At 70.9% G+C, this 16,501-nt stretch carries 14 protein-coding genes; 7 read left to right on the forward strand and 7 right to left on the reverse strand.

Annotation, left to right across the window (positions count from 1 at the left end; translation table 11 throughout):
- The first annotated feature begins 52 nt into the window (after positions 1-52).
- Positions 53-625: a DUF2625 family protein gene (locus tag F8A92_RS01495; protein ID WP_153502783.1), complete on the forward strand. Its 573-nt coding sequence runs from the start codon at positions 53-55 to the stop codon at positions 623-625.
- Positions 626-879: 254 nt separating this feature from the next.
- The gene (locus tag F8A92_RS01500; protein ID WP_153502784.1) at positions 880-2,334 is read left to right on the forward strand and encodes an HNH endonuclease; all 1,455 of its coding nucleotides are present in this window, start codon (positions 880-882) and stop codon (positions 2,332-2,334) included.
- A 115-nt stretch (positions 2,335-2,449) separates the two neighbouring features.
- On the opposite strand, the gene F8A92_RS01505 is transcribed toward F8A92_RS01500, so the two are convergent.
- Both F8A92_RS01505 and F8A92_RS01510 read right to left on the reverse strand, forming a co-directional pair.
- Complete coding sequence (locus F8A92_RS01505; RefSeq protein WP_153502785.1) at positions 2,450-3,367, reverse strand: fumarylacetoacetate hydrolase family protein; 918 nt, start codon at positions 3,365-3,367, stop codon at positions 2,450-2,452.
- Positions 3,368-3,386: 19 nt separating this feature from the next.
- Positions 3,387-4,001 carry a dTDP-4-dehydrorhamnose 3,5-epimerase family protein gene (locus F8A92_RS01510; RefSeq protein WP_153502786.1) on the reverse strand — a complete coding sequence of 205 codons (615 nt, stop codon included), beginning with the start codon at positions 3,999-4,001 and terminating at the stop codon, positions 3,387-3,389.
- Between the two features lie 148 nt (positions 4,002-4,149).
- Here F8A92_RS01510 and F8A92_RS01515 point away from each other — a divergent pair, with 148 nt between their 5' ends.
- A complete protein-coding gene (locus F8A92_RS01515; RefSeq protein ID WP_228389107.1) occupies positions 4,150-5,340 on the forward strand; it encodes an NAD(P)-dependent malic enzyme in 1,191 nt (396 codons plus the stop codon).
- A gap of 142 nt (positions 5,341-5,482) precedes the next feature.
- Here F8A92_RS01515 and F8A92_RS01520 read toward each other — a convergent pair whose 3' ends face one another.
- From F8A92_RS01520 to F8A92_RS01535, 4 genes are all read right to left on the reverse strand, one after another.
- Complete coding sequence (locus tag F8A92_RS01520; protein WP_153502787.1) at positions 5,483-5,662, reverse strand: DUF6104 family protein; 180 nt, start codon at positions 5,660-5,662, stop codon at positions 5,483-5,485.
- A 6-nt stretch (positions 5,663-5,668) separates the two neighbouring features.
- Positions 5,669-9,475 (reverse strand): multifunctional oxoglutarate decarboxylase/oxoglutarate dehydrogenase thiamine pyrophosphate-binding subunit/dihydrolipoyllysine-residue succinyltransferase subunit, encoded by a 3,807-nt coding sequence (locus F8A92_RS01525; RefSeq protein WP_228389108.1) that lies wholly within the window; start codon positions 9,473-9,475, stop codon positions 5,669-5,671.
- 138 nt (positions 9,476-9,613) lie between these two features.
- Complete coding sequence (locus F8A92_RS01530; RefSeq protein ID WP_153502788.1) at positions 9,614-10,393, reverse strand: ABC transporter permease; 780 nt, start codon at positions 10,391-10,393, stop codon at positions 9,614-9,616.
- Positions 10,390-11,346: an ABC transporter ATP-binding protein gene (locus F8A92_RS01535; RefSeq protein WP_153502789.1), complete on the reverse strand. Its 957-nt coding sequence runs from the start codon at positions 11,344-11,346 to the stop codon at positions 10,390-10,392. The genes F8A92_RS01530 and F8A92_RS01535 overlap by 4 nt, the downstream gene beginning before the upstream one ends.
- An 83-nt stretch (positions 11,347-11,429) precedes the next feature.
- Here F8A92_RS01535 and F8A92_RS01540 point away from each other — a divergent pair, with 83 nt between their 5' ends.
- The 4 genes from F8A92_RS01540 to F8A92_RS01555 are packed head-to-tail and all read left to right on the forward strand — an operon-like array spanning position 11,430 to position 13,648.
- Entirely contained in the window at positions 11,430-11,786 is a 357-nt protein-coding gene (locus F8A92_RS01540; RefSeq protein ID WP_153502790.1) for a hypothetical protein, read from the forward strand.
- Positions 11,774-12,178, forward strand: coding sequence for a hypothetical protein (locus F8A92_RS01545; protein ID WP_153502791.1), 405 nt, complete (start codon positions 11,774-11,776; stop codon positions 12,176-12,178). The genes F8A92_RS01540 and F8A92_RS01545 overlap by 13 nt, the downstream gene beginning before the upstream one ends.
- A gap of 34 nt (positions 12,179-12,212) precedes the next feature.
- Positions 12,213-13,082, forward strand: coding sequence for an enoyl-CoA hydratase-related protein (locus F8A92_RS01550; RefSeq protein ID WP_153502792.1), 870 nt, complete (start codon positions 12,213-12,215; stop codon positions 13,080-13,082).
- A gap of 20 nt (positions 13,083-13,102) precedes the next feature.
- The gene (locus tag F8A92_RS01555) at positions 13,103-13,648 is read left to right on the forward strand and encodes an ABC transporter ATP-binding protein (RefSeq protein WP_194291317.1); all 546 of its coding nucleotides are present in this window, start codon (positions 13,103-13,105) and stop codon (positions 13,646-13,648) included.
- Positions 13,649-13,684: 36 nt separating this feature from the next.
- On the opposite strand, the gene F8A92_RS01560 is transcribed toward F8A92_RS01555, so the two are convergent.
- Entirely contained in the window at positions 13,685-16,468 is a 2,784-nt protein-coding gene (locus F8A92_RS01560; RefSeq protein ID WP_153502794.1) for a S8 family serine peptidase, read from the reverse strand.
- Between the last annotated feature and the right edge of the window lie 33 nt (positions 16,469-16,501).

The following is a 16,501-nucleotide window of genomic DNA, read 5'->3' on the forward strand; positions in this document are numbered from 1 at the left end:
GCCTCCGTACTGCTGTACCCGATCAAGAAAGTCAGCCTGGGCGGAGGTAGACGTGATCCTCTGGAGGATCCGCTCCATCGCGCAGCGCGCGTCCCCCGATGCCCAGAACGGCGCCGACGCCCAGGACCGCGACACCAGCGGGCAGGGCCGCGGCACCAGCGGGCAGGACCGCGACACCAGCGGGCAGGACCGCGGCACCGGCGGGCAGGACGGCGGCTCAGGCGCCCCCGCCGCCGAGGACCGCGGCGCCGGCGCGCACATCCAGTACTGGGCGCCGGACGCGCTGGGCTGGGAGCCGCTGGGGCTGGACCACGACGGGTTCTTGACGTGGCTGCTCGGTGACGCCGTCGACGAGTTCTACGCGGCTTCCCGGTGGTCGGGCTGGACGCCGCACACCGACCGCTTCGGGCCGGCGGACGGCGTGCTCGTCGACCCGCCGCTGTGGTCGCAGGACGCCGAGGACATCGACGACTGCACGATCACGCCCGCGCCGTTCGAGCAGGTGATCGCGGCCGCGGGCAGCGGCGTCGAGGTGGCGGGCGGCGACCCGTACCCGCTCACCTCCGCGCAGTGGCGCGCTGCGCTCACCCGCGGACCGTCGAGCGAGCCCTCTTCACGGTCCTGAGCGAGCACCGCGGCGGCCTAGGTGCCTGGTTACGCACGCCAGACGCTGCACAGGTCGGCACCTTGAGCGGGCCCCTTCCCTGGTCGTCGAGCGAGCGAGCCCCCTTGGGGCGAGCGATGTCGAGACGCCGGGAGCCGACAATGTCGCCGGTGCGCGCGGTGGCCGTTCACAGGTGGCCGGTTGTGCACAGGTCCCTGCTGTAGCGGGGTTCTGGTGCGGAAATCTTGTCGGTGCCGGTCCGTAGATTCAGGGGCATGATCAGCAGCCCGCCCGTGACGGACCCGGGAGCCGACGTGGCCTCGCCGGTGGCGGTAGTGCGCGGCGCGTGGCTGGCGGTGCAGCAGCTCGCCCTCGATGCCGCGGCAGCGCCAGCCGGCACGGCGGATGCGGCTGCGGACACGGCCGAGCAGGGTCTGGGCGGTGTGAGTGATGCGGGTCTGATCGACATGCTCGGTGATCTGCGGCGGCTGCGGGCGGCGGTGGCCGCGGTGGAGGCGCACGTGCAGGTCGCCTTCGATGCCTCACTCCGCGGCGCCGCTCTGGCGGCGGGGGCGACCCGTCAGGATGCCGGTAAGGGCATCGCCGAGCAGGTCGCCCTCGCGCGTGGCGTGTCGCCGTGGCGGGCCGCGAACGACCTCCCCCTCGCCAAGGGCCTCGTGCGCGAATTGCCGCGGACCCTCGCGCTGCTGACCGGCGCGGCGATCGGCGAGCAGGCCGCGCAGAACGTGGCCCGCGAGACCGTGTGCCTGATGCCCGAGGACCGCGCGGTGGTGGATGAGAAGCTGAGCGAGCGGCTCGGTGGGATGAGCCCGAAACGGGCGGCGGCGACCGCCCGCGCGGAGGCCGCGAAAGTGGACGCCGAGTCGGTGGTGCGGCGTATCCGGATGGCCGAAGCGGATCGCTGCGTCACGCTCCGGCCGGCGCCGGATGCGATGGTGTATCTCAGCGCGTTGCTGCCGGTCAAGGACGGCGTCGCCGCCTACGCCGCCCTATCCCAGCAGGCCGACACTCTCAAGGCGAGCGGTGATGAGCGGTCCCGCGGCGCGATCATGGCCGACGCGCTCCTGCACCGATTGACCGGGTACGCCTCATCCGAGCTGATCCCGGTCGAGGTCCAGCTCGTCATGCCCGCCACCACCCTCCTGCCCTCGCAGTCCGCGGAGCCCGGTGATGCCGAGGCACCCCCGGCGGGTGGGGAGTGTGGCTGGATCGGGGAGCATCCCATCCCGGCGGTGATCGCCCGCGACATCGCCCTCGCCGCCGGGGTCGAGGAGGCGGCGCGGTGGATCCGCCGGCTGTTCGCCGACCCGATCAGCGGGGAGATCACCGCAGCCGACGCGACGCGGCGGCGGTTCACCGGCGCCACCCGACGCGCCATCATGGCGCGCGACCGGGACTGCCGCGGCTGCGGCGCACCCATCCGCCACCTCGACCACATCCGGCCCCACGCCGCCGGTGGGCCCACCACGATCGCGAACGGGCAAGGCCTGTGCCAGCGGTGCAACCAGGTCAAGGAACAACCCGGCTGGCGCACCCAGCCCCGGATCATCGAAGGCCGGCACGTCACCGTCACCACCACCCCCACCGGCCACGCCTACGTCAGCACCCCGCCACCCCCGGTCACCGAACCGCCACCGCGACAGGTCACCAGCCTCGAGCAGCACCTACGGAGACGACTCGCCGAGCACCTCGGACCCCGGGCCGGCTAAGCCCATTCGCGGCGCACTTCGGTACCGAAACCACCCAGATCCGGTACCGAAGCACGCCGCGAACAGGAACCGAAGCTCTAGAGGAGGCCGTAGGCGACCGCCCCCGACCGGTCGGTCAGTAGCCCGAACTGAGCGGAAAGCGCTCAAGCGGCTCGACGACGCGCTGCGCGAACCGGCCGATGTGCTCGACCTCGAACGTGACCACGTCGCCGGGCCGCAACCAGCCGCGAAAGCCGTCCGGGTCGGTACGGGAGTGCTCGAGCAGGCAGCCGCGCCCGACCGTCCCGCTGCCGAGCACGTCACCGGTGCGCAGCGTCGTCCCGCGTGAGGTGTAGGCGACGACGTCGTCGAACGACCAGTCGATGCTCGACCAGTTCCCGGTGCTGAACGGCTCGCCGTTGATCTCCACGGTCATCGCCGCATCGAACCCCTTGCCGGCGGCGTACGGCGCGAACTCGTCGGGAGTGACCAGCACCGGCCCGAGGGTGGTCGCGCCGTCCTTGCCCTTGGCCGGACCCAGCCGCAGAGCCATCTCGTTCTGCTGCAGGTCGCGCGCGCTCCAGTCGATGTAGATCGTGTAGCCGGCGATGTGCGCCGCGGCGTCCTGCGGGGAGACATTGGACGCCGGCACCCCGATGACGGCCGCGACCTCCAGCTCGTAGTCGAACCGCTCGCAGCCGGGCGTGATGCGCACGTCATCCTGCGGGCCGATCACGCCGGCCGCGTTCGAGAAGTAGAACGTCGGGAACAGCGAGTGGCTCTCGTGCAGATCCCCGCCCGCGTTGCGGATGTGCTCGTGGAAGCACATCGAGTCGCGCACCTGCGGGGGATCGACCGGTGCGAGCACCCGTACCGTCTCGGCGGCGATCGGCTCGGAGGTCGCGAGAGCATCCTGCCCGAGCGCCAGCACGGCGTCGTTGCCGCGACCGATCACGTCGATCAGGCGGGCCGCGTTCGGGAAGGGGTAGATGGCGTCCCCGGACAGCACGCCCGCCGCGGCGCCGTCCGCCGCTTCGAAGGTGATCAGCTTCACGGTCGCTCCCGGCGTCGGGCTACTTCGTCGCGGAGCCGTCGCGCAGCGCGGCGTACCACTTCTCGCAGTCGTCGTACGACGGCAGCAGCCCTTGCTCCTTGGCCTCGGTCAGCGTCGGCGCGGCGGTGTCCTTCGGCGACAGCAGCAGCTCGATGTCGTTCGGGATCGGCAATCCGAGCTCGGGGTCCAGCGGGTTGAGGCCCTTCTCCAGCGTCGGGTTGTACCCGGCGGAGCAAAGGTAGATCAGCGACGAGTTGTCCTCGAGAGCCACGACGGTGTGGCCGATGCCTTCGGAGACGTAGATCGCGCGGTGGTCCTTCGCATCGAGCTTGACGACGTCGACCTCGCCGAAGGTCGGCGATCCGTCGCGGATGTCGACGACGATGTCGAGGAAGGAGCCGGCGGGGCAGTAGACGTACTTCGCCTGGCCCGGAGGGACGAGCGCGTAGTGGACGCCGCGCACGGTGCCCTTCTTGGAGACCGAGTGGTTGGCCTGCACCAGGTCGAGGCGGTGGCCCAGCTTCTCCTCGAGGGGCTCGGCGCGGAAGCACTCGAGGAAGATGCCGCGGTCGTCCGGGAAGACCTTGGGGGTGAACTCGAGGATGCCGGGGAATTTCAGATCGCGTACGTCCATGCCCACAAACTACCGGGTGCTCACCCTGTGGGACGATGGCACGTAGCGCAATCGGCTCGGACACCATCCGGGAGCGCTCAGCGCGGCTCACCCATGCCGCGGCGCAACCCCACCCCAGCCAGTTTTGCCCTGCCTTCAGAGGAGAGAAGTGAAGTACCCCGAACCGCCGCCCATCGACCCCGCCATGCAGTCGATCTTCGACGCGCACGACCACGGGAAGATCTCCGTAGAGCTCAAGAACCCCATCGACAGCACCGAGGTGCTCTCGAAGGTGTACTCGCCGGGCGTAGCCGAGGTATGCACCCGCATCGCCGACTACCCGCCGGAGAAGAAGAAGTACACCGCGGCTCCCGGAATCGTCGCCGTGGTGTCCGACGGCACCGCCGTCCTCGGCCTCGGGAACATCGGCGCGGACGCCTCCCTGCCGGTCATGGAGGGCAAGGCGGGCCTGTTCAAGCAGTTCGCCGGTATCGACTCGTTCCCGATCGTGCTCGACACCACCGACGTGGACGAGATCGTCGCGACCGTCAAGGCGATCGCGCCGTCCTTCGGCGGTATCAACCTCGAGGACATCTCGGCGCCCCGCTGCTTCGAGGTCGAGGACCGGCTCAAGGCCGAGCTCGACATGCCGGTCATGCACGACGACCAGCACGGCACCGCGATCGTCGTGACGGCGGCGCTGCGCAACGCGCGGATGCTGTCCGGCCGCAAGGACGGCGAGATGCGGATCGTGATCGCCGGCGCCGGAGCGTCCGGCATCGCCTGCGCGAAGATGCTCTACTCGACCGGCGTACGCGACATCATCCTGACGGACTCCAAGGGCGCCATCCACCCGTGGCGGCACGACCTGACCCCGGTCAAGCAGCAGCTGCTGTCGTGGACCAACCACGAGGGCATCCGCGGCACCACCGAGGAGATCCTGGCCGGCAAGGACTGCTTCATCGGCCTGTCGGGCTCGACGATCAGCGAGGAGGCGATCGCGTCGATGAACCACGACCCGATCATCTTCGCGCTGTCGAACCCGACGCCGGAGATCCACCCGGACATCGCGCGCAAGTACGCCACCGTGGTGGCCACCGGTCGCTCGGACTTCCCGAACCAGATCAACAACGTGCTGGCCTTCCCGGGCATCTTCAAGGGTGCCTTCGAGGCGGGCGCGACCGCGATCACCGACGAGATGAAGATCGCCGCGTCGGTCGCCATCGCGGACGTCGTCCTCGACGAGATGAGCACCGAGAAGATCATCCCGGACCCCTTCGATCCGCGGGTGGTTCCGGCGGTGACCGCCGCCGTCAAGAAGGCGTGGCTCACCGGCAAGGGCGACTGGGTCATCCGCTAGCGCGGCCGGTCCGGCGCCGCCCGGCAGAGGGCGCCGCCGGACCGGACGCGACAGCACCCAACGCAGAAGCGGGCTTCGTGGGCAGAAGCGGGGAAGTTTCCCCGCTTCGACCTACGAAGCCCGCTTTCGTCTGCGAGCGAGGCTAGCCGTCGTCGTCCTCGTCATCGCGGGCGAGGAACACCGCCAGCTGGTCGACGGCGTTCTCGAACTGCGGATGCAGGTCGATGAAGGTGCGCATCCGGTCGCACAGCCAGTCGACGCTGAGCTCCTCGTCCTCGCGGCGCTGCTCGAGCTCCTCGATGCCGCGGTCGGTGAAGTACATGCCCGGCTAGCCCAGCGCGCGCTCGATGAGCTCGGTCTGGGTGCGGTCGTGCACCTTCTTGAACCCGACCGCCGGCGAGGCGGACGCCGGCCGCGAGACGCCCTGCAGTGCAGGGGTTCCGGCGGGCAGCTCGGCCGGCAGGTTCATCGCCATGAACGACCACGCGCCCATGTTGGCCGGCTCCTCCTGCACCCACACCAGCTCCTGCAGGTTGGGGTACTTCGCCAGCTCCTCGGCGATGTAGGACCCGGGCACCGGGTACAGCTGCTCCACCCGCAGGATCGCCACGTTGTCCTTGCCGGCCTTGTCGCGGGCGGCGAGGAGCTCGTAGTTGATCTTGCCGGAGGCCAGCAGCACGCGGGTCACCTTCTGCGGATCCGCGCCCGGGTCGCCGATGACGTGCTGGAAGTGCCCCTCGGTGAAGTCGGAGACCTCGGACGTGGCGGCCTTCGCGCGCAGCAGCGACTTGGGCGTGAACAGCACCATCGGGCGGTGGATGTTGTCCAGCGCGTGCCGGCGCAGGATGTGGAAGTGGTTGGCCGGGGTCGAGCAGTTCGCGACCGTCATGTTGTCTTCGGCACACATCGCCAGGTAGCGCTCGATGCGCGCCGACGAGTGGTCGGGACCCTGGCCCTCGTGGCCGTGCGGCAGCATGAGCACGACGCCGGAGCGCTGGCCCCACTTCGCCTCGCCCGAGGTGATGTACTCGTCGATGATCGACTGGGCGCCGTTGGCGAAGTCGCCGAACTGCGCCTCCCACACCACGAGCGCCTCGGTGTTCTCGACCGAGTAGCCGTACTCGAAGCCCATCGCGGCGTACTCCGACAGCAGCGAGTCGAAGACCCAGAACCGGGCCTGGCCCTTGCCGAGGTACAGCAGCGGGGTGTACTCCTCGCCGTCGTTGCGGTCGATGAGCACGGCGTGCCGCTGCACGAAGGTGCCGCGGCGCGAGTCCTGTCCGGCGAGCCGGACCGGGACGCCCTGCGCGAGCAGCGAGCCGAAGGCGAGGATCTCGCCCATGCCCCAGTCGATGCCGCCCTGGGTCACCATGTTGGCGCGCCGCTCGACGAGCTTCTGCAGCTTCGGGTGCACCGAGAAGCCCTCGGGGTAGGAGACGTGGACGTCGCCGATCCGCTTGAGGATCTCCGGCGAGACGCCGGTCTCCACCTCGGAGTCGTCGCGCTGCTCCATCTCCGGCTTCTGGCCGGTCGGCGGGTCGGACTCGCGGGTCTCGACGAACACCTGCTCGAGGCGCTTCTGGTAGTCCTGCAGGGCCTCGGTCGCCTCGTCCATCGTGATGTCGCCGCGGCCGACGAGCGCCTCGGTGTAGAGCTTGCGCACCGAGCGCTTGGCGTCGATGACGTCGTACATCAGCGGCTGGGTCATCGACGGGTCGTCGCCCTCGTTGTGCCCGCGGCGGCGGTAGCACACCATGTCGATGACGACGTCCTTCTTGAACGCCTGGCGGTACTCCACGGCCAGCCGGGCGACGCGCACGCACGCCTCCGGGTCGTCGCCGTTGACGTGGAAGATCGGCGCGGACACCATCCGCGCGACGTCGGTGCAGTACAGCGAGGAGCGGGCGGCCGCGGGCGAGGTGGTGAAGCCGACCTGGTTGTTCACGATGATGTGCACGGTGCCGCCGGTGCGGTAGCCGCGCAGCTGCGACAGGTTGAGCGTCTCGGCGACGACGCCCTGCCCGGCGAACGCGGAGTCGCCGTGCAGCAGCACCGGCAGCACGGTGAAGCCCTGCTCGCCCTTGTTGATCTTGTCCTGCTTCGCGCGCACGATGCCCTCGAGGACCGGGTCGACGGTCTCCAGGTGCGAGGGGTTGGAGGTCAGCGACACGGTGGTGGAGTGCCCGGTGACCGGGTGGGTGAACTCGCCCTCGGCGCCCAGGTGGTACTTCACGTCGCCGGAGCCGTGCGCGGTGGACGGATCGATGTTGCCCTCGAACTCGCGGAAGATCTGCCCGTAGGACTTGCCGACCGTGTTGGCCAGCACGTTGAGCCGGCCGCGGTGCGGCATGCCGATCGCGACCTCGTCGAGCTCGTGCTCGGCGGCCCGCTGCAGGACGGCGTCCAGCAGCGCGATGACCGTCTCGCCGCCTTCGAGCGAGAACCGCTTCTGGCCGACGAACTTGGTGTGCAGGAACGTCTCGAACGCCTCCGCGGCGTTCAGCCGCCCGAGGATGTGCTTCTGCCACTCGACCGGCATCCGCTCCGAGACGCCCTCGATCCGCTGCTGGATCCAGGCCCGCTCCTCCGGGTCGGTGATGTGCATGTACTCGACGCCGACGGTGCGGCAGTAGGCGTCACGCAGCACGCCGAGGATGTCGCGCAGCTTCATGACCTCCTGGCCGGCGAAGCCGCCGACGGGGAACTCGCGGTCGAGGTCCCACAGGGTCAGGCCGTGGCTGCGGATGTCGAGATCGGGGTGGGTGCGCTGCTGGTAGTTCAGCGGGTCGGTGTCGGCCAGCAGGTGGCCCTTGGTGCGGTAGGCGTCGATCAGCTCGATGATCCGCGCGCCCTTGCTGATCTGGCCTTCCTGGTTGCGGGTGATGTCGGGCATCCAGCGGACCGGCTCGTAAGGGATCTTCAGCGCGTGGAAGATCTGGTCGTAGAAGCCGTCCTCGCCCAGCAGCAGCGCGTGCAGCCGGCGCAGGAAGTCGCCGGAGTACGCGCCCTGGATGATGCGGTGGTCGTACGTCGAGGTGAGCGTCATGATCTTGCTGACCGCGAGATCGGTCAGGGTGGACTCGCTCATGCCCTGGAACTCGGCGGGGTAGTCCATCGCGCCGACGCCGATGATGGCGCCCTGGCCGCTCATGAGGCGGGCCATCGAGTGGTTCGTGCCGACCGTGCCGGGGTTGGTCAGCGAGATGGTGGTGCCGGCGTAGTCGTCCATCGTGAGCTTGTTGTTGCGCGCGCGCCGCACGATGTCCTCGTACGCGGCGAGGAACTGCGCGAAGTCCATCTGCTCGCAGTTCTTGATGCTCGCGACGACCAGGGTGCGGGTGCCGTCGGGCTTCTGCAGGTCGATGGCGAGGCCGAGGTTCACGTGCGCCGGCTTCACCAGCGTCGGCTTGCCGTCGACCTCGGCGAACGAGTGGTTCATCTCCGGGAAGTCGGCCAGCGCCTTCACCAGCGCGTACCCGATGAGGTGGGTGAAGGACACCTTGCCGCCGCGGGAGCGCCCGAGGTGGTTGTTGATGACGATTCGGTTGTCGGCGAGCAGCTTCGCCGGGACGGCGCGGACGGACGTCGCGGACGGGATCTCCAGCGACTTCTCCATGTTCTTCACGATCGCGCCGGCGGCGCCGCGCAGCTGCTGGTACTCGCTGTCGGACGACGCGGGGGCGGCCGCCGCCTTCTTCTCCGCCTTCTTCTCCGGCGCCTTCGCCTCGGCCTTCGCGGTCTCGGCGATCTTGCGGGCCGTGGCGGCGTTGGTGAGCGAGTCCACCTTGCCGTCCTGGGCGGTGTTGTCGGCCGGCTTGGGCTCGTCGACCTCGGCCGGCTTCTCCTGTGGCGTGGGGGCGGGGACGTCCACCGGGGCCGCCTTGGCCGGGGCGCTCGGGGCGCTCGCGCTCGACGGGGCGGCAGGCGCGCCTCCGTTCGCCGCCGGCTTCACCGCGGGGCCGTCCGAGCCCGACGCCGAGGGCTTGTAGTCGGCGAAGAACTCGTGCCACGCAGGGTCGACCTGGTCGGGCGACTCGAGATAACGCTGGTACATGTCCTCGATGACCCAGTCGTTGGTGCCGAAGTCGGACTTCGACGAGGCGTGGGGAGTGGCAGATTCCTGCTGTGTCGACACGATGCGCGGTCGCCTTTTCTTATCTCGATGGAGTGTTCTCGCGCGCGCGAGCGCAATAGATACGCCCGAGGTTACGCCCTCGGCGCGAGGTGATGCACGGCACACCCGATCTTTCGGCCGCCCGTGGGGGAACCCGGCTCAGGAGACCTCGCGACGGGTCGAGACGAGGTACCCGACGAGGGCCAGGACGGCGGCGTACGCCGCGAGCAGCAGCCCTCCGCCGACCGGGCTCAGCAGGTCGGTGTTGCGGTCGCCCACCTGGGCGTACGTGTACAGCGCGGAGGCAGCGCCACCGGGCAGCATCCGGTACACGTCGCCGGTCGCGGGGATCGCGCGCAGGATCGGTTCGATCACGAACATGTACGCCAGCAGACCGCTGACGGCGCCGATCTGGTTGCGCGCCAGCGCGCCGACCGACACGCCGATGATGCCGTACAGCGCCGCCGCGATCGCGGCGCCGGCGAGGACCTTGCCGTTGTCGCCGGCGAGGGTGAAGTCGCCGCCGGCGGCCGCGATCCAGATCCAGGCCAGGCCGACGACGAAGACCGCCGCGACGACGGCGTACGCCACGCCCAGCAGCAGGTAGGTCACGAGCTTCGCCAGAACCACCTGCCACCGGTGCGGCGAGACCAGGAACGTGGGGGCCATCGTCTTGTGGCGGTACTCCGCCGTCATCCCGATAACGCCGAGGATCGCGATGAAGATCGTGGCGGACGCGGGCGCGGCGAGCACCAGCTTCTGCAGCTCGGGCGAGTCCACGGGCGGGAACACCGGCCGGCCGGTGCGGTCGTCGACGGTGCCGGCGAACGACAGCATCAGCGAGGCCTGCACCAGCGCGAGGACGACGCAGCCGATCAGCAGCCAGATCCACGTCTTGGTGGTGAAGAACTTGCGCAGCTCGGACTTGATCAGCTTCACGATCGGTGCCCTTCGTGGCCGTCGGGAGCGGTCTCGTACTCGCCCTGCCCGGCGGTCAGCTGGAAGTACAGGTACTCGAGGTCCTTCTTGTCGTCGACCAGCTCGTGCAGCACGGTCTGCGTCGCGAACGCGACCTCGCCGACCTCGCTGGTGGGCAGACCGGTGACCCGCAGCCCCTGCGCGTCGCGCTCGACGGACCGCGGGTGGGCGCGGCGCAGCTCGGCCTCGAGGCGGCTCAGGTCCGGCCCGCGCACGAGGGTGACGCGTTCGAGGGAGCCGGAGAGCTCGGCGACCGTGCCCTCGCGCACCAGGCGCCCCTTGGCGATGATGACGACGCGGTCGACGGTCTGCTCGACCTCCTGCAGCAGGTGGCTGGAGACCAGGATGGTGCGGCCCTGCCCGGCCAGGTGGCGGAGGAAGCGCCGCAGCCACGCGATGCCCTCCGGGTCCAGCCCGTTGGCCGGCTCGTCCAGGATCAGGATCTGCGGGTCGCCGAGCAGCGCGGTCGCGAGCCCGAGGCGCTGGCGCATGCCGAGCGAGTAGCCGCCGGCCTTCCGGCGGGCGGCCTTGTCCAGCCCGACCAGCGAGAGCACCTCGTCGGCGCGCGCGTCCGGCAGGCCCGCGGCGGCGCAGTACACGCGCAGGTGGTCGCGGCCGCTGCGGCCGGGGTGGAACGAGGGGTCGAGCACCGATCCCACGACCCGCAGCGGGTCGGTCAGCTCGGCGTACGGCCGGCCGTTGATCGACGAGCTGCCGGAGGTGGGGCTGCCCAGGCCGAGCAGCATCCGCAGGGTGGTCGACTTGCCCGCGCCGTTCGGTCCGAGGAAGCCGGTGATCGACCCGGGCTCGACGGTGAAGCTGAGGTCGTCGACGGCCGTGGCGTCGCCGTACTTCTTGGTGAGGTGCGAGGCCACGATGCGGCCTTCGACGGCGGCGCTCGATGCGGTGGTCACGCCCAGCACCCTACCTGTGGCCCGGTACCGTGGACGGACGCGTCTGCAGCCGTCGTCCCGTCCTGCAGCCAGGGAGGTTGCCGGTGATCGACTGGCTTCGATATGTGGCCATCGGCCTCGCGCTCGCGCTCGCGCTCGCGGCGTACGTCGAGTTCCGCCGGGGGCGCCCTCCCGGCCGGCTCGCCCTCGGCCTGCTCGTCGCCGGGCTGGTGCTGGTCGTCGGGCAGACGGTGGTCGCGAGCGTGCAGCTGGCCGGCGGCCACCACCTCTCCGAGCCGGCGACGTTCATCGGCTACCTGGGTACGACGGTGATCATGCTGCCGGCCGCGGGATACGTCGCCCGGCTCGAGCGCTCGCGGTGGAGCTCGCTGGCGATCGTCGTGGCGGCCCTGGTGGTGGCGGTGCTCGAGGTGAGGTTGCAGCAGATATGGACACGATGAGCGCGCGGGGGACCGGACCTGGCCGGATCCTGGTCATGGTCTACGCGATCTTCGCGCTCGCGGCCGGCGCCCGCGCCGGTGTGCAGATCGCGACGAAGCTCCAGCACGCGCCGGTGGCGTACGTGCTGTCCGCCGTGGCGGCGCTGATCTATCTGCTCAACGCGATCTTCCTCGGCCGCGCGTCGGCGTCGTCGTGGCGGGTGGCCCGCGCCCTGTGCCTGGTGGAGCTGGTCGGTGTGCTCGCCGTCGGGACCGCCAGCCTCGTCGTGCCGCAGGAGTTCCCGGACGCCACGGTGTGGTCGCGGTTCGGCATCGGCTACGGGTTCGTGCCGCTGGTGCTGCCGATCCTCGGCCTGGCGTGGCTGGGCCGCACCCGGCCCGACCGCGGCTGACTGCGCCGCGCGCCGCGGGTGGTAGACCTTGTGCATGACCGAACAGAACGATCTCGTCCTCTACGAGGTGACCGATCGCGTCGCGACGCTCACCATGAACCGCCCGGACCGCGGAAACGTGTACAACTGGGACCTCGCCGACGCGCTCAACAAGGCGCTGGAGAAGGCTGACGCCGACGACGAGGTGCGCGTCGTCATCGTGACCGGTGCCGGGAAGTACTTCTGCGTCGGCATGGACATCAACGCCTTCGGCGACCTCGGCAACGAGACGGCCGAGACGATCGGCGGCTGGACCCGGGACGGCGGCGGCACGACGGCGCTGCAGATCCTGCGCATGGTCAAGCCGGTGATCATGGCGATGAACGGCTCCGCGGCCGGCATCGGGATGACCATGACGCTCGGCGCCGACATCCGGATCGCGGCCGAGGGCGGCAAGTACGCGATGCCGTTCACGCGGCGCGCGATCGCCCCGGAGGCCTGCTCGACCTGGATCCTGCCGCGCATCGTCGGGATCACCCAGGCCCTCGAATGGGTGATGACCGGGCGGACCTTCAGCGCCCAGGAGGGCAAGGACGGCCGGCTCTTCTCGTACGTCGTCCCCGCCGACCAGGTGCTCGCGAAGGCCCGCGAGCTCGCCGCCGACATCGTCGAGAACACGTCGCCGATCTCCGTGGCGGCGTCCCGTCAGATGCTGTGGCGCGGCCTCGGCTTCGACTCGCCGTGGGACGGCCACCGCCAGGAGTCCGAGGCGATCATCCGGCTGGTCGGCGGCCCCGACGGCACGGAGGGCGCGAAGGCGTTCCAGGAGAAGCGCGAGGCGGTGTTCGCCTCGACGATCTCCGACGACTACGAGTTCGAGTGGCCGCGCTGGCCGGAGCGGCCGGCCGACGTCGAGCAGAAGTGAGCGACCGGTCGCGTCCGGCGGTGGCGGTACGTGACCTGGTGATCGGCGGGCTGCTCGACGGCGTCGGCTTCGACCTCGGTGCAGGCGAGTGCCTGGTCATCCTCGACGAGCACGACGCGCGGCGTACCGCGCTGCTGCAGGTGCTCGCGGGGGCCCGGCGCCCGGACGCGGGCACCGTGCACGCACCTCCCGCCGCGGCGGTCTGGCACGCCGACGGGCTGCCCGAGCAGGCGCCCGTCGAGCAGTCTGTGCGCGACCTGCTCGGGTGCGCCCCCGAGCAGGCCCGCGCGCTGCTCGCCGGCCTCGGGCTGGCCCACCGCGCCACGCACGAGCCGTGGGCGATGTCGGCGGGTGAACGCCGCCGCATCGCGGTCGAGGTCGCGCTGTCCGGTCCGGCTGCGCTCGTCGTCCTGGACGAGCCCGAGCGGGGGCTGGACAAGCAGTCGCTGCGCTGGCTCGCCGCGCGCGTCCGCGCCGTGGTGGACGCCGGACGCACCGTGGTCGTCGCGACGTACAACGAGTGGCTCGCCGACGCGGTCGGCGACATCGTCGTCGAGGAGCTCTGAGACGGGCCGCGGCACGGGGCGCGCGGGCTCTGAGGGCTAGACGGTGACGGACTTGCAGGACGCCAGGACGTTCTTGCCGGGCCCGATGTTGATCGCGAACACGCACACGTCGTTGCGGCCCTTGACGGCGGTGCCGAACGACGTGCGATAGCCGTGCGCCCCGAAGACGCCGTACGGATAGAGCTGCGGGCTGGGCTGGTTGGCGGTGCTGTAGGCGACCACCGACCCGTTGAGGGTGAGCATCACGGTCACCGGGCTCAGCGGCGCGTTCAGGTCGAACGCGTAGCCGCTGGCGGTGATCGTGCCGCCGCTCGCGCTGAGGTAGAGATCGGCCTGCGGGTCGTACGCCGGCGTGCTGAGCGTCTTGCACTCGACCAGCCCGCTGGCGCCGGGGCCGAGGTTGAACGCCCAGAGGCACACCTCGGTGCTGGCCGTCCCCGGCGCCGGCAGGGTGCTCACGAAGCCGTGGTTGCCGGGGACGCCGTAGGTCGCCAGCTCCGGGCGCGGCGCGTTGGCGTAGAGGTACTGCTTGATCTCGCCGTTGACCGTGAGCATCACGGTCACGGTGCCCGCGGGGTCGTTCGGGTCGAAGGCCCACCCGTTGATCGAGAGCTGCTCGCCGTTGCTCGAGGCCGCCAGCGCACCGACCGGGTTCAGCGCCGGCACGGTGACCTGCTTGCAGGCGACCGTCTTGTTCGCGCCCAGGCCGATGTTGAGCACGAACAGGCACACCTGGGTGGAGCCCGACTTCGGGCCGGCCACCTGGCCGGACACGCCGTGCGCTCCCGGTACGCCGTACGGGTAGAGCTGCGGGCTGGGCCGGTCGGCGTAGGAGTACGCCGCCACCGCGCCGCCCACGGTGATCATCACGGTCGTCGGCTTGGACAGCGCGTCCGGGTCGAAAGCCCATCCGTCGAAGCTGATGATGCCCGTCGGGTCGATGGACGCGGCGAGGTCGCCCTGGGGATCGTGCGCACCCGGCGGCCCGCAGGCGGCCTGCACCGACTGCACGGCGGCCTGCGCATCGACGATGCCGCTGCCCTGATGGTCGGTGCTCACCCCGCTGACCGGGGACGCCGTGCCGGTGAGCGCGCTCTGTACGGCGTCGGCAGTGGCGCAGGGGGCCACCTGCCGGACGAGCGCCGCGACGGCGGCGGCGTGCGGTGCGGCCGCGGACGTGCCGTAGAACCGCCAGACGCCGCCCACGTTGCTGCCGAAGAAGGAGTTGCGGACGCCGTCGGTGGCGGTCAGGTCGACCGTCGTGCTCTGGCACGAGGCGAGCCGGGCCGCGGGTGTGCTGCCGACCACGGGACCCCAGCAGGTCAGCGACGGACCGGCCGCCGAGTAGCCCTCGAGCACCGACTTCGAGGAGTACGGATGGGCCGCGACGGAGATGGTGGCCGCGGAGACGTTGTGCCCGTAGGCGCTGGGGCCGACGACGTCGGTGCCCTTGCCGGCCGGCAGGTCGGTGGAGGTGATCGTGCCGTCGACCGTGACGATGCGGAACGCCGGCGCGGCGGTGCCGGCGTACCGTACGACGACGATCGCGACGGTCCCGGACTGCGCGAGGCTCAGCCACTCGAACGCCTGCTGCGACAGGGCGTTGTCGTCCCAGCCACAGCCGATCAGCGTGTTCGAGGTGGTGTCGATCGCGCACAGGTCGAGGTCGGTGGCCACGCCGTACTGTGGCTCGTTCCAGCCGAGCGCCAGCGAGATGGGCTGGCCGACGCCGAGCGTCCAGGACGTGTCGACCGCGGAGCCCGGATCGAAGTCGTGGCAGGTCAGGCCCGGCACCCCGTACGCCTGGACGATCGCCGACGGACAGGCTGCCGGGCGGAACGCGTCGGTGCGGTAGCTGCCGACGTCCTTGCCCGCGACGACCTGGTTGGTGTTGCCGGCGCTGCTGAAGTAGCTCACCCCCGCCGCGGTGACGTCGCTGATCGCCTTCGCGACCACGCCGTCCTGGTACATCGGCTCGGCGAAGTAGGTGACGTCGTCGACGATGACCGTTGCGCCCTGGTTGGCCAGCGCTCGGATGTGGTCGGCGAGGTCGGCCTGGGTGCTGCCGTAGTCGGCGAACAGGATCTTGGCGCCCGGGGCGAGGTCGTGCACGATCTGCGCCATCGCGCGGCCCTCGTCCGTGCCGCCCGCGGCCCCGCCGGTCGCGCCGACCGGCGTGCCGTAGCCGCAGGGGTTGCCGCTACCGGGCAGCTCGCCGGCCGCGACGTCGCCGGCGGCGGCGCGCGCGGCGTCGTACGAGTCGGAGATGATGCCGACGGTGACCCCGGAGCCGTCCGCGCCGGACGCCGCGCGCGCGAGGTCGACCTTCAGCTGCTGGACGCCTTCGGAGACCGAGGTCCCGGTCGGGCAGGCCGCGTGGGTGACCGGCTCGATCGCCTCGGTCACGTAGGCGACGGCCGGCAGCGCGGCGAGCGTGTTCAGCGCCCCCGGGAGCACCAGCGCGGTCGCCTGCGTCCCGTCGGCGGCGATGTGCTCCAGAGCGGCGACCGACGCGATCGTCTGGGGGTCGCGGCCGGGCGCGAGGCGGATCTGCACCGCGACCCGCTCGCCGTCCCAGATCAACGAGCCGGGTCCGGTGGGTTGGGCGTTGGTGGCGTCCGCCTGTGCCTCGGTGGGCAGCGCGGCGAAGCCGGGCGCAGCCACCTCCTGCAGGCGCGGGCTGAGCTTCGCGCCCTTCACCGCGTTCGCCTTCGCCGGCGGGCTCGCCGGCGGCGCGGCGTGCGCCGCGACGGGCATCAGGACGGCGACCACGGAGGTGGCCAGCGTGATGATCAGGGGAGCGAGGCGTCGGTTCGGCACCCGCAAAGTCTCACACCCGGGCCCACCGGTGCC

Origin of the sequence: Cumulibacter manganitolerans (genome assembly GCF_009602465.1) — a bacterium.
Taxonomy (GTDB): Bacteria; Actinomycetota; Actinomycetes; order Mycobacteriales; family Antricoccaceae; genus Cumulibacter; species Cumulibacter manganitolerans.